Annotated in this window: 10 protein-coding genes; 8 read left to right on the forward strand and 2 right to left on the reverse strand. The window is 71.5% G+C overall.

Annotation, left to right across the window (positions count from 1 at the left end):
* Window positions 1–14: 14 nt before the first annotated feature.
* A complete protein-coding gene (gene glgX / locus ABT08_RS03625) occupies window positions 15–2,093 on the reverse strand; it encodes a glycogen debranching protein GlgX (RefSeq protein WP_056208573.1) in 2,079 nt (692 codons plus the stop codon).
* 94 nt (window positions 2,094–2,187) lie between these two features.
* On the opposite strand from glgX, the gene ABT08_RS03630 reads away from it, so the two are divergent.
* The 3 genes from ABT08_RS03630 to ligA are packed head-to-tail and all read left to right on the forward strand — an operon-like array spanning window position 2,188 to window position 6,914.
* Window positions 2,188–3,354, forward strand: a complete 1,167-nt coding sequence (locus tag ABT08_RS03630) for a cysteine desulfurase family protein (RefSeq protein ID WP_288114022.1) — start codon at window positions 2,188–2,190, stop codon at window positions 3,352–3,354.
* Between the two features lie 42 nt (window positions 3,355–3,396).
* Complete coding sequence (gene mnmA, locus ABT08_RS03635; protein ID WP_082483171.1) at window positions 3,397–4,494, forward strand: tRNA 2-thiouridine(34) synthase MnmA; 1,098 nt, start codon at window positions 3,397–3,399, stop codon at window positions 4,492–4,494.
* Window positions 4,495–4,553: 59 nt separating this feature from the next.
* Window positions 4,554–6,914, forward strand: coding sequence for an NAD-dependent DNA ligase LigA (gene ligA / locus ABT08_RS03640; RefSeq protein WP_288114024.1), 2,361 nt, complete (start codon window positions 4,554–4,556; stop codon window positions 6,912–6,914).
* 18 nt (window positions 6,915–6,932) lie between these two features.
* Here the strand turns inward: ligA and ABT08_RS03645 are convergent, their stop codons facing one another.
* Complete coding sequence (locus ABT08_RS03645) at window positions 6,933–8,630, reverse strand: long-chain-fatty-acid--CoA ligase (RefSeq protein ID WP_056208580.1); 1,698 nt, start codon at window positions 8,628–8,630, stop codon at window positions 6,933–6,935.
* Between the two features lie 67 nt (window positions 8,631–8,697).
* Here ABT08_RS03645 and gatC point away from each other — a divergent pair, with 67 nt between their 5' ends.
* From gatC to ABT08_RS03670, 5 genes are all read left to right on the forward strand, one after another.
* Window positions 8,698–8,997 (forward strand): Asp-tRNA(Asn)/Glu-tRNA(Gln) amidotransferase subunit GatC, encoded by a 300-nt coding sequence (gene gatC / locus ABT08_RS03650; RefSeq protein ID WP_045248407.1) that lies wholly within the window; start codon window positions 8,698–8,700, stop codon window positions 8,995–8,997.
* Window positions 8,994–10,508 (forward strand): Asp-tRNA(Asn)/Glu-tRNA(Gln) amidotransferase subunit GatA, encoded by a 1,515-nt coding sequence (gene gatA, locus ABT08_RS03655; RefSeq protein WP_288114027.1) that lies wholly within the window; start codon window positions 8,994–8,996, stop codon window positions 10,506–10,508. The genes gatC and gatA overlap by 4 nt, the downstream gene beginning before the upstream one ends.
* Window positions 10,508–12,025, forward strand: a complete 1,518-nt coding sequence (gene gatB, locus ABT08_RS03660) for an Asp-tRNA(Asn)/Glu-tRNA(Gln) amidotransferase subunit GatB (RefSeq protein ID WP_056208586.1) — start codon at window positions 10,508–10,510, stop codon at window positions 12,023–12,025. The genes gatA and gatB overlap by 1 nt, the downstream gene beginning before the upstream one ends.
* A 50-nt stretch (window positions 12,026–12,075) precedes the next feature.
* Window positions 12,076–13,326, forward strand: a complete 1,251-nt coding sequence (locus ABT08_RS03665) for a DNA polymerase IV (protein WP_288114029.1) — start codon at window positions 12,076–12,078, stop codon at window positions 13,324–13,326.
* Between the two features lie 43 nt (window positions 13,327–13,369).
* On the forward strand, window positions 13,370–13,623 hold a 254-nt coding region (locus tag ABT08_RS03670; protein ID WP_288114030.1), incomplete at its 3' end, for a hypothetical protein.

A 13,623-nucleotide genomic window follows, 5' to 3' on the forward strand; every position in this document is an offset into this window, starting at 1 on the left:
TCATCGGCGCCGGGTCATTCGGCACGGAAGAGGTGCATCGAGGTGGGGGAGACCTCGACGGCGTCGCCGGGGGCGTGCACCTGTTCGAGCAGCTGCGGAACGTCCTCGTCGCTGCGCCACAGCGAGACGTAGCGGGTGACCCCGTCCACCTCGGGCAGAGTGACCTCGACCGGACGCTCGGTTCCGTGCACGATCAGCAGAATGCGGTTGAACGCCTCGAACTCGGGGGTGGATGCCGCCACGTACTGCAGGGTGCGGTGGGCGGGGTTCGTCCACCGCTCCTCCGACATCGTCTCGCCGTGCTCGTCGTACCACTCCATGACCGACGCCGACGGCGTGTGCTCCCCGAGCCGTGCGAATCGGATGGGGCGCAGCGCCGGGTTCTCGCGGCGCAGGCGGATGAGGCGCTGCACGTGGGCGAACAGCTGCTTCTGCCAGGACGCCGGCTCCCAGTCGAGCCAGGTGAGCTCGGAGTCGTGGCAGTAGGCGTTGTTGTTGCCCCGCTGGGTGCGGGCGTACTCGTCGCCCGCGGTGAGCATCGGGATGCCGGCCGACAACAGCAGTGTGCCGAGCAGGTTGCGCATCGCTTTGCGCCGGGTGGCGAGGATGCGCTCGTCGTCGGTCGGACCTTCGGCGCCGTGGTTGAACGACCGGTTCGTGTCGGCACCGTCGCGGTTCTGCTCGCCGTTGCCGAGGTTGTGCTTCACGTCGTACGAGACGAGATCGCGAAGGGTGAACCCGTCGTGCGCGGTGACGAAGTTGATGGATGCCAGCGGGCCGCGGTCCTCAGAGAAGGTGTTGGACGATCCGGCCAGGCGCGTCGCGAACCCGCCGATGCCGACCGGAGCGGTCGAGGCGCGCCGGGCGTAGTCGACGTCGCTCAGCCAGAAGTTGCGCACGCGGTCGCGGTAGCGGTCGTTCCACTCGTGCCAACCGGCGCCGAAGTTGCCGGTCTGCCAGCCGCCCAGGCCGACATCCCAGGGCTCGGCGATGAGCTTGGCGTCCTGCAGCAGCGGGTCGTCGGCGATCGCGCGCAGCAGCGGGTGCTCGGGGGTGTACGTGTGGGCGGCGTCGCGTCCGAGGGTCGTCGCGAGGTCGAAGCGGAAGCCGTCGATCTGCACCTCGTCGGCCCAGTACCGGAGGGAGTCGAGCACCAGGCGGGCCGCGGCATCCGTCGACGTGTTCAACGAGTTGCCGCACCCGGTGACGTCGACGTACACGCCGTCGTCGGTCTGGCGGTAGTAGTTGCGGTTGTCGAGGCCGCGCAGGCTCGAGCGGGGACCGCCGATGCCCTCTTCCGCGGTGTGGTTGTAGACCACGTCGAGCACGACCTCGAGGCCGGCCTCGTGGAGCAGCTTCACCATGCCCTTGACCTCGGCGAGCACCGCGGTGGAGCCGGCGCGGCGCGCGGCGTCCGTCGCGTACCGCGGGTGCGGGGTGAAGAAGTTGACGGTGTTGTAGCCCCAGTAGTTGGCGAGCCCCAGCTGCAGAAGTCGCGGCTCCGATTGGAACGCGTGGATGGGCAGCAGCTCGATCGTGGTGATCCCGAGCGCGTGGAAATGCTCGATCATCGCCGGGTGGGCGAGTCCCGCGTACGTGCCGTGAAGGGCGGGAGGGACATCCGGATGCCGCTTCGTGAGGCCTTTCACGTGACCCTCGTAGAGCACCGTCCGGTCGAGCGGCACCCGCGGCTTCGCCACACCGCCCCAGTCGAACGTGCCATCCACCACGACCGAGCGCCAGTCGTTGAAGCCGCCCGCGGTGATGCCCTTCGCGTAGGGGTCGAGCAGCAGTGTGCGCGAGTTGAACATGCTGCCGTTCTGCTGTGGGCCGACGGCGCGCACGGCGTAGCGCGCGCCGGGGTGCAGCAGCTCGGAGGTCACCTCCCAGACGCCGTGGCCTGAGGGGCTCATCGGAAGCTCGGCGGTGATCCAGTCGAGATCGGTGTCGTCGAAGACGACCAGCTCGAGTCCGATCGCGTTGCCCGACCACACGCGGAGTGTGCCGCCGCCGGCGTGGAGGGTGACGCCGAGGTCGTCGAACGCGGTCGAATGCAGGAGCGACGTCTCGGACGTCGGGGTCGTGCCGGGCATGGTCTCGAGGGTAACGAGTATGTGAGTCGACGGCGTTACGCGCGAGCGTGGCGGCAGTCGCCGGGCATCGCGCCGGGCATGGGACAGTGGACAGGTGAGTGTCTACCTCGACCACGCGGCATCCAGCCCCTTGCGCCCGGAGGCGCGCGCGGCGTGGCTCGACGCGCAGGAGATGGTGGGGAACGCGTCGTCGATCCACGGTGACGGTCAGGCCGCCCGCCGGCTGCTCGAGGAGTCGCGCGAGCGGGTCGCGGCCGCGCTCGACGCGGAGCCCATCGAGGTGGTGTTCACCTCCGGCGGCACCGAGGCCGTGAACCTCGCGGTGGCGGGCCTCTGGGAGGCGCGGGCCGTCGCTCGCGGGGTCGTCGTTCTGCCCGATGGCGAGCACCACGCGACGATCGACGCCGTGCGGGCGCTGCCCGGCGCCGTGGAGCGTCCCGTGGCGATCGATGCGGTGGGGCGCATCGATCCGGATGCGTTCGGCGCGGCGCTCGGTGACGACGTCGCCATGGCGACGGCGCTCGTCGCCAACAACGAGATCGGCACGGTCAACGATGCGTCCCGGCTCGCCGCAGTCGCCGGAGCTGCCGGGGTGCCGCTGCATCTCGACGCCGTCGCCGCCTTCGGGCACGTTCCGGTTGCGTACCGGGCCTGGCGGTCCGATGCCACGCCCGGAACGGGGCTCGTCGCCCTCAGCGTGTCGGCGCACAAGGTCGGCGGACCCGTCGGCGTCGGCGCACTCGTCGTCGCACGCAGCGCGCGTCTCGAGGCGCAACTGCACGGTGGCGGGCAGCAGCGCGGGCTGCGTGCCGGAACGCAGGATGTCGCGGGTGCCGCGGCGTTCGCTGTGGCGGCCGAGCTCGCCGTCGCCGAGCTCCACACCGAGGCGGCGCGCCTGCGGACACTGGCCCGCGAGCTGCGGGCCGCGGTCGCCGCGATCGCCCCCGACGCGGTGCTGCTCGGTGACCCCGACGACCGGGTGCCCGGCAACGTGCATCTGCTGTTCCCGGGCGTTCGCGGGGAGACGCTGCTGTTCCTGCTGGATGTCGCGGGGGTCTCGGTGTCGACCGGCTCCGCCTGCCAGGCCGGAGTGGCCGAGCCGTCGCATGTGGTCCTCGCGCTCGGTCGCTCGGACGACGACGCCCGCGCCGTACTTCGCGTCACCCTCGGTCGCACCTCGAGCGCGGCCGATGTCGCCGCCTTCGTCGCGGCGCTCCCCGACGCCCTCGTGCGGGCCCGGGCCGCGGCATCCATCGCCTGAGGCGCCCGCCCCGACGCCACAGCCCGCTCGTAGACTGGGGGCATGCGGGTGTTGGCGGCGATGAGCGGGGGCGTGGACTCCGCGGTGGCGGCGGCGCGTGCCGTCGACGCCGGACACGATGTCGTCGGCGTGCATCTCGCGCTCTCACGCGCCGGCGGCACGCTGCGCGCCGGCAGCCGGGGCTGCTGCACGATCGAGGATGCGATGGACGCCCGCCGCGTCGCCGATCGCCTCGGCATCCCGTTCTACGTGTGGGACTTCTCCGAGCGCTTCCGCGACGACGTGATCGAGGACTTCGTCGCCGAGTACCGCGCGGGCCGCACCCCCAACCCCTGCATGCGCTGCAACGAGAAGATCAAGTTCGCCGCCCTGCTCGAACGCGGCATCGAGCTCGGCTTCGACGCGGTGTGCACGGGCCACTACGCCACGCTTCTCGACACTCCGTCCGGTCGTGAGCTGCACCGGGCATCGGATGCCGCGAAGGACCAGTCGTACGTACTGGGAGTGCTCACCGCCGAGCAGCTCGCCCACTGCCTGTTCCCGCTGGGCGCGACCCCCTCGAAGGCCGTCGTGCGCGCGGAGGCCGAGCAGCGCGGGTTCACGGTGGCCGCGAAGCCCGACAGTCACGACATCTGCTTCATCCCCGACGGCGACACGCGCGGCTGGCTGGCCGACCGGGTGGGCGCCGAGGAAGGCGACGTCATCGACCGCACCGGTGCCGTCGTGGGCCGGCACGAGGGCGCGCATGCGTTCACGGTCGGGCAGCGCCGAGGTCTCAAGCTCGGCGTGCCCGCGGACGACGGGAAGCCGCGGTTCGTCCTCGAGGTGCGTCCGGTCTCGAACACCGTCGTCGTGGGCCCGAAGGAGGCCCTCGCGACGACCGAGATCGCCGGCGCCCGGCGCTCGTGGGCGGGGACGGCGCCCGCGACAGGCGACCTGCGGGTCGAGGTGCAGATCCGTGCGCACGCGGACCCGGTGCCCGCCGACGCGACGATCACGGAGGACGCGGTGACGGTGCGTCCCGACACCCCGTTCGACGGCGTCGCACCCGGGCAGACCGCCGTGCTCTACATCGGCACGCGCGTGCTCGGGCAGTTCACGATCGACCGCACCGTGTCGGCGGTGCCGGTCGTCGCGTGAGGGTTCCGTCCACCGGGTGATCCGCTCGCCGTGGGGGTGGCCCTCCCTAGACTTGGTGCGTGGCTGACGACGAACTCCCGCGGGTGACCCTCGACGAGGCGCGGGCCGAGGCATCCGATCTCACGACCCGCATCCTCGGGGCGCGTGACGCGTACTACGGCGACGACGCCGAGCTGGTCGACGACGCGACCTACGACGGCTGGATGCGGCGGCTCGAGGCGATCGAGCGGGCCTACCCCGAGCTGCAGAGCCAGGACTCGCCGACGCTGTCGGTCGGCGCCGCGCAGAGTTCGATGTTCGCGCCGGTGACCCACGCCGAACGCATGCTGAGCCTCGACAACGTCTTCAGCCCCGAGGAGCTCACCGAGTGGTGCGCGAAGACCGCGGGGGCCGCGGGCCGACCCGTGCGGTGGCTGTGCGAGCTGAAGATCGACGGGCTCGCCATCAACCTGCGCTACGAACGGGGCGTGCTGACCTCCGCGGCGACCCGCGGTGACGGTCGCGTCGGCGAGGACGTCACCGTCAACGCCGTGCGCGTCGCGGGCATCCCGCAGCGCCTCGCCGGAACGGGGCATCCCGACATCGTCGAAGTGCGCGGCGAGGTGTACATCCCGGTCGCGGCATTCGACCGGCTGAACGAACGTCAGTCGCGCATGCGAGAGCGCGTGACCGCCGATGCCCGCGCGCGGGGCGTCGACGAGGCGCGCGCGCAGGCCAGCGCCGACCGCCGGTTCCCGTCGTTCGCGAATCCGCGCAACGCGGCGAGCGGAGGGCTCCGTCAGCAGCTCGACAAGAAGGACGGCCTCGAGCTCGAAGCCGGGCAGGCGCGTCTCGACTCGCTGCGGCTGCTCGTGCACGGCATCGGCGCGTGGCCCGACCCGCCGGTCGCCTCGCAGAGCGAGGTCTACGGACTGCTCGCGCAGTGGGGCCTGCCGACCAGCACGTCCTTCCGCACCGCGACGGATGCCGCGGGCGTGCGCGAGTTCGTCGCCTACTACGGTGAGCACCGCCACGACGTCGAGCATGAGATCGACGGTGTCGTGGTCAAGGTCGACGAGCTGGCGCTGCACGACGAGCTGGGCGCGACAAGTCGGGCGCCGCGATGGGCGATCGCCTACAAGTACCCGCCGGAGCAGGTGAACACGAAGCTGCTCGACATCGTCGTGTCGGTGGGCCGCACCGGCCGCGCGACCCCGTTCGCCGTCATGGCGCCCGCGCGGGTCTCCGGGTCGGTGGTGCGCCAGGCGACGCTGCACAACCAGGACGTCGTGAAGGCCAAGGGCGTGCTGATCGGCGACACCATCGTGCTGCGCAAGGCGGGTGATGTCATCCCCGAGGTGCTCGGGCCCGTGGTCGAGCTGCGCGACGGCACCGAGCGCGCGTTCGTGATGCCGACGCTGTGCCCCGCCTGCGGCACGCCGCTCGCCCCGGCGAAGGAGGGCGACATCGACCTGCGGTGCCCGAACACCCGCTCCTGCCCGGCGCAGGTGCGCGGACGTGTCGAACACATCGGCTCGCGCGGCGCGCTCGACGTCGAAGCGCTGGGCGAGGTGACGGCAGCCGCCCTCACGCAAGCCGACGGCACCGCCTCACCGCCGCTCGTCACCGAGGCCGGCCTGTTCGATCTCACCCTCGAACAGCTCATCCCCATCGAGGTGGTGGTGCGCGATGCCGAGACGGGCGAGGAGAAGGTCGACGAGTCGACCGGCGACCTTGTGCGCCGCGCTCCCTTCCAGCGAATCGAGCGCACCTACCCGCCCGGGTGGGAGAACGCAACGCCCGCCGAGCGCCGCGCCGCGGGCGTGCGCAAGGACCACGTGGTGCTGCATCCTTCCGCTCAGGCTGTCACGCTGCTCGACGAGCTCGAGAAGGCGAAGACGAAAGAGCTGTGGCGGTTCCTCGTCGCATTGAACATCCGGCACGTGGGCCCGGTCGCCGCCCGGGCTCTCGCCCAGTGGTTCGGCTCCGTGGATGCGATCCGGGCAGCGACCCAGGAGGAGCTGGCGGCGGTCGACGGCGTGGGCGGCATCATCGCCGAGGCCGTGATCGATTGGTTCGCCGTCGACTGGCACGCCGACATCGTGCACCGGTGGGCGGCGGCCGGCGCGCAGTTCGCGACGCCGGGGCATCCGGGCCCGGGGGCCGCGCTCGTCAACGGCGGCGTGCTCGACGGACTCACCGTCGTCGCGACCGGCACGCTCGAGGGCTACACCCGTGAAGGTGCGCAGGAGGCCATCCTCCGGGCCGGCGGGAAGGCGGCGTCGAGCGTCTCGAAGAAGACCGACTTCGTCGCCGCCGGACCGGGCGCGGGATCGAAGCTCGCGAAGGCCGAGGAGCTCGGCGTGCGCATCATCGACGCGGCTCAGTTCCATCTGCTCGTCACCGAAGGACCGGGCGCGCTCCGCGACGACGCGTCCTGACCGTCGCCGCGACCTGGGTCAGTGCGCGTCGTCGGCGAGCAGCTTCTCCTTGACCTGGCGTCGCAGCACCTTGCCGATGAGCGATGTCGGCAAGCCGTCGACGACCACGACGCGCTTGGGCACCTTGTAGGGCGTGAGCACGCCGCGCGCGAACGCCCGGATCTCCTCGACGTCGACGTCCGCACCGTCGCGCGGCACGATCGCCGCCACGACCGCCTCGCCGGAGTGGCCGTCGGGGAGGCCGACGACCGCGGCATCGAGCACATCAGGATGTTGGCGCAGCGCGTTCTCGACCTCGGTCGGTGCAACGTTGAACCCGCCCGTGATGATGAGCTCCTTGATGCGATCGACGATCCGCACGAATCCGGCGTCGTCGATCGTGACGATGTCGCCCGTGCGGAACCAGCCGTCGACGAACACTTCGGCGCTGGCCTCGGGCTTGCCGTAGTAGCCCGAGAAGACCTGCGGCCCGCGCACGACGAGCTCACCGGGGCTGCCCGCGGGCACGTCGCGCGTCGGCTCGTCGGGATCGACCACGCGGCACTCGGTGCCGGGGAGCGGGAGACCCACGGTGCCCGGTCGGCGGTTCTCGGCGACCGGGTTGGCCATGAGCACGGGGGAGCACTCGCTCAGTCCGTACCCTTCCACGAGGTAGCCCCCGGACGCCGCCTCGAACGGCACGACGAGTTCGTGCGGCAGCGCCATGGCACCCGAGATCGCGATCTTCGTGCCGGCGATCGAGATGCCGGTCTCGCGCGACCGCGCGAGCAGTCGCTCGGCGATGGGCGGCACGAGCGGGAGGAACGTGGCCGGATGCCGGGTGGTCGCCGCGAGCACCATGTCGGGGTCGAAGCGCGGGAACAGCACGAGCCGCGCCCCCATCGACATCGCGAACGTGAGGCAGAGCGTCAGCCCGTAGGCGTGGAACATCGGCAGCACGGCGTAGACGATGCATCCGTCTCCGCGCACGATCGAGGGCACCCAGGCGCGTGCCTGCGCGGCGTTCGTGAGCAGGTTGCGGTGGGTGAGCACCGCACCCTTCGGGGTTCCGGTGGTGCCGCTCGTGTACTGCAGGATCGCGACGTCGTCGGTCGCCGGGCGCGGGTGCGAGTCGGGCAGCGGCGCGGCGGCGACGACGGTCTCCCACGGCGTGGTGCCGCGCACGGGTGCGAACAGCGCCGCCCGCGACTCCCGCGCCTTCGCGATCGGTAGGCGCAGGGCGAGGCGGGTGTGCCACGGCATCGCCTGCACGACGTCGACGGACACGATCGCCGGCACCCGAAGGTCGGCGGGGAACGCCTGCACGTCGGCGACGATCTTGTTCCAGACGATCGCGACGCGGGCGCCGTGGTCCTCGAACTGCTTGCGCAGCTCGCGCGGTGTGTAGAGCGGGTTGTGCTCGACGGCGATCGCGCCCAGGCGCAGGATCGCGTAGAACGCGACGATGTGCTGCGGGCAGTTGGGCAGCACGATCGCGACCCGGTCGCCGGCACGCACACCGAGCGCCGCGAGTCCCGCGGCAGCGCGGGAGATCCGCTCGTGGAGCGCCCGATAGGTGGTCTCGCGGCGGAAGAACTCGAGGGCGACAGCATCGGGGTAGTCCCGGGCGGATGCCTCGACGATGTCGGTCAGGCAGCCGGTGACCGTCGCGAGGTCTTCTGGCACGCCGTCGGCGTAGCTGGCGGTCCAGGGGCGGGGCGGCTCGAAGGTCGTCACGCGGTCAGCCTACGCGCGAGACGGCCCGGAACGCGGGCCGGTCCAGCCGCCCAACTAGACTCGTCGGGTGTCTGAAATCACTCCCGAACTCGTGCGCCACCTCGGCGAACTGGCCCGGATCCGGCTCGACGACGACGAGGTGACCCGACTCACCGGTCAGCTCGACGCGATCGTCGACAACATCGCGAAGGTGTCGCAGGTGGCGACGCCCGATGTGGTGGCGACGAGCCACCCGATCCCGCTGGAGAACGTCTTCCGCCCCGACACGGTCGGCGAGGTGCTGACCACCGCGCAGGCGCTGCAGAACGCGCCGGATGCCGCGGGCGACCGTTTCCGCGTGACGGCGATCCTGGGGGAGGAGCAGTGAGCGACGACATCCTTCGTCTGTCCGCCGCCGCGCTGGCCGATCGGCTGGCTGCGGGAGAGGTCTCGAGTGTGGAGGCGACGCAGGCTCACCTCGACCGCATCGCCGCGGTCGACGGTGACGTGCACGCGTTCCTGCACGTGAGCGACACCGCTCTCGACGCGGCCGCCGACATCGACCGTCGTCGCGCCGCCGGCGAGCAACTGCACGCGCTCGCGGGCGTTCCGCTCGCGGTGAAGGACGTGCTGGTCACGACCGACATGCCCTCGACGAGCGGCTCCAAGATCCTCGAAGGCTACCTGTCGCCGTACGACGCCACCGTCGTCGCGCGTGCCCGGGCAGCGGGGTTGATCCCGCTCGGCAAGACCAACATGGACGAGTTCGCGATGGGCTCGTCGACCGAGCACTCGGCCTACGGTCCCACGCACAACCCGTGGGACCTCGACCGGATCCCGGGCGGGTCCGGCGGCGGATCGGCGGCCGCGGTCGCGGCCTTCGAGGCGCCGCTCGCCCTCGGCTCCGACACGGGCGGTTCCATCCGCCAGCCCGCGCACGTGACCGGCACCGTCGGCGTGAAGCCGACGTACGGCGCAGTGAGTCGGTACGGGGCGATCGCGCTCGCGTCGAGCCTCGACCAGATCGGCCCCGTCACCCGCACCGTGCTCGACGCGGGTCTCCTGCACGACGTGATCGGCGGGCACGACGCGAACGACTCGACCTCGCTCACCGACGCCTGGCCCTCTTTCGCCGCCGCGGCGCGGGAGGGTGCTCGCGGCGACGTGCTGAAGGGCCTGAAGGTCGGCGTGATCCGCGAGCTGCCCGACTCCGGCTTCCAGCCGGGTGTCGCCCGCTCGTTCCACGGCGCGCTCGCGAAGCTCGAGTCCCAGGGGGCCGAGATCGTCGAGATCAGCGCGCCGCACTTCGAGTACGGTGTCGCCGCCTATTACCTGATCCTCCCCGCGGAGGCCTCCAGCAACCTCGCAAAGTTCGACTCCGTGCGCTTCGGCCTGCGGGTCCCGGTGGCCGGCGGCACCGTCGAGGACGTCATGGCGGCCACCCGCGAGGCGGGCTTCGGGGACGAGGTCAAGCGCCGCATCATCCTGGGCACCTACGCCTTGTCGGCGGGCTATTACGACGCCTATTACGGGTCGGCTCAGAAGGTGCGCACGCTCATCCAGCAGGATTTCGCCGCGGCCTTCGCGAACGTCGACGTCATCGCCACGCCGACAGCGCCGACGACGGCGTTCCGGCTCGGCGAGCGCATCGACGACCCGCTGCAGATGTACCTGAACGATGTGACGACCATCCCCGCGAACCTCGCGGGCGTGCCCGGCATCTCGATCCCCTCGGGTCTCGCCGACGACGACGGGCTCCCGGTCGGCATCCAGTTCCTCGCCCCGGCCCGTAAGGACGCTCGTCTGTACCGCGTCGGTGCGGCCCTCGAGGCTCTGCTCGAAGCGGAGTGGGGCGGACCGCTCCTCGACCGCGCCCCGACCCTGGGAGGTGTGCGCTGATGGCCAAGGACGCGCTCATGGACTTCGACAAGGCACTCGAGCTGTTCGAGCCGGTGCTCGGCTTCGAGGTGCACGTCGAGCTGAACACGGCGACGAAGATGTTCTCGGCGGCGCCCAACCCGGCGCACCCCGACAACCACGACGCGGCGCCGAACACGCTCATCGCCCCGGTCGACCTCGGGCTCCCCGGCTCGCTGCCGGTCGTGAACGCGCAGGCCGTGAGGTCGTCGATCCGCCTGGGCCTCGCGCTCGGCTGTTCGATCGCGCCGTCGAGCCGATTCGCGCGGAAGAACTACTTCTACCCCGACCTCGGCAAGAACTATCAGATCTCGCAGTACGACGAGCCGATCGCGTTCGAGGGCTCGGTCGAGGTGGAGCTCACCGACGGCAGCCTCGTGACCGTTCCCATCGAGCGGGCCCACATGGAGGAGGACGCCGGCAAGCTCACGCACGTGGGCGGGGCGACCGGTCGCATCCAGGGGGCGGACTACTCGCTGGTCGACTACAACCGTGCCGGCGTGCCGCTGGTCGAGATCGTCACGAAGCCCATCTTCGGCGCCGAGCATCGTGCGCCCGAGATCGCGAAGGCGTACGTGCAGGCGATCCGCGACATCGTCGTGGCGCTCGGCGTCTCGGAAGGGCGGATGGAGCGTGGCAACCTGCGGTGTGACGCGAACGTGTCGCTGCGCCCGCGCGGTCAGGAGAAGCTCGGCACCCGCACGGAGACGAAGAACGTGAACTCGACGCGTTCCGTCGAACGTGCCGTGCGCTACGAGATCCAGCGCCAAGCGGCCATCCTCGCCGGGGGCGGCACGATCGTGCAGGAGACGCGCCATTGGCACGAGGACACCGGCACGACGTCGGCGGGTCGACCGAAGTCGGATGCCGACGACTACCGCTACTTCCCCGAGCCCGACCTGCTGCCTGTCGCCCCGCCGATCGAGCTGATCGACGAGCTGCGCGCCGACCTGCCCGAGCCCCCGATCGCCCGGCGTCGCCGGCTGCGCTCCGACTGGGGCTTCACCGAGCTGGAGTTCCAGGATGTCCGCAACAGCGGCCTGCTCGAGCAGGTCGAGCTGACAGTCGCGTCCGGGACGACCCCCGCGGCGGCCAAGAAGTGGTGGACGGGAGAGATCGCCCGCATCGCGAACGCCGGTGAGCGTGAGGCATCCGAGCTGGTCACCCCGGCCGATGTCGCCGCGCTGCAGGCGCTCGTCGACGCCGGCACGCTCACCGACAAGCTCGCGCGTCAGGTGCTCGAGGGAGTCATCGCCGGCGAGGGGACGCCGCAGCAGGTCGTCGATGCGCGCGGGCTCGCGGTCGTCAGCGACGACGGTGCCCTCATCGCGGCGATCGACGAGGCGCTCGTCGCCCAACCCGACGTGCTGGAGAAGATCCGCGACGGCAAGGTGCAGGCCGCGGGTGCCGTCATCGGCGCCGTGATGAAGGCCATGAAGGGCCAGGCCGACGCGGCTCGCGTGCGCGAACTCATCCTGGAGCGCGCCGGCGCGCTCTGATCATCTCGTCGGTGCCGTCGGATGTCGGCGGCACCGACGAGAATCGGGGCATGGGTCGAGGTGACGGGTCGGGGCGAATCGTGTCGCCGCCCGATGCCGACGACACCGGTGCGGGCATCCTGCACGTCGACATGGATGCGTTCTACGCGTCGGTCGCGGTGCTCGATGATCCGACCCTCGCCGGCAAGCCGATCATCATCGGTGCACCCGAGGGGCGCGGAGTCGTCTCGAGTGCGTCCTATGAGGCGCGGCGGTTCGGGGTGCGGTCGGCGATGCCGGTCGGTCAGGCGCTGCGTCTGTGCCCGGCGGCGCTGGTCGTCGCGCCCGACTTCCCGCGCTATCTCGAGCTGTCAGCGAGGGTGATGGAGGTGTTCCGCTCGGTGACCCCTCTCGTCGAGCCGCTGTCGATCGACGAGGCCTTCCTCGACGTCCGCGGCGCGCAGCGACTGCTCGGTTCGCCCGGAACGATCGCGCGCCTGGTGCGACGGCGGGTGAAGGATGAGACCGGGCTCACCTGCAGTGTCGGCGCCGCCGCCACCAAGCACGTCGCGAAGATGGCGTCGACGCTCAGCAAGCCCGACGGGCTGCTGATCGTCGCGGAGGCCGATACCGCGCGGTTCCTCGCGCCACGGCCGGTGCGCGCCCTGTGGGGCGTCGGGCCCAAGGCCGCGGAGGCGCTGGAGCAGCGCGGACTCCGCACCGTCGCCGACGTGCTCGAGGCGCCCGCCGACACCCTGACGCGCGCGCTGGGTGCGGCGATGGGGGAGCGGGTGTGGCAGCTCGTGCGAGGGATCGATGCCCGCGAGGTGCACACGACGCGCACCGAGAAGAGCATCGGGCACGAGGAGACGTTCGACACCGACATCGACGACGATGCCGTGCTCCGCGCCGAGTTCCGTCGGCTCGCCGACAGGGTGGGTGCGAGGCTGCGTGCGCACGGTGTCGAGGCCGCGACGGTGGCGATCAAGGTGCGGTTCGCCGACTTCCGCACGCTGTCACGCAGCCAGACCCTCGCGGACCCTACGGCCGTGGGGCAGCGCATCGGAGCGGCCGCGCTCGACATGTTCGGTGCGCTGGAGCGCCCGCTGCCGGTGCGGCTGGTCGGCGTGCGCGGGGAACGGCTGCGCCCGGCCGCAGACGCCGGACTGCTGTGGGACGACGACGAGGAGTGGCGCAACGTCGAACGCGCACTCGACGGCCTCGCCGGCAAGTTCGGGCGGGGCGCGGTGACGCGCGCCGCGCTGCTGGGCGACGTGCGAGGCGGACGCTCGTTGCCGTCGAAGCCGCGTGCCTCCGAATGACGGCCGGGTGTCGCGGCCCCGCCTGGGCGGGTAGCGTGGGCATATGCCCAACTTCGTGCTCGATCTCGGCAAGCAGGTCGCCAACTTCGGCGTGAAGGCCTCCTATGGAGAGCCTCACGACCTCGACGGCGTCACCGTCATCCCGGTCGCGATCGCCTGGGCCGGGTTCGGCGGTGGCTCCGACACCGAGGGGAACGGCGGCGGCGGTGGCGGCGGATACAGCGTGCCCGTCGGCGCGTACGTCCGTCGTGGCGATGATCTGCGCTTCGAGCCGAACCTGGTGTCGCTGCTCGCGGT

This window comes from Microbacterium sp. SCN 71-21, assembly GCF_001725695.1.
GTDB lineage: Bacteria > Actinomycetota > Actinomycetes > Actinomycetales > Microbacteriaceae > Microbacterium > Microbacterium ginsengisoli.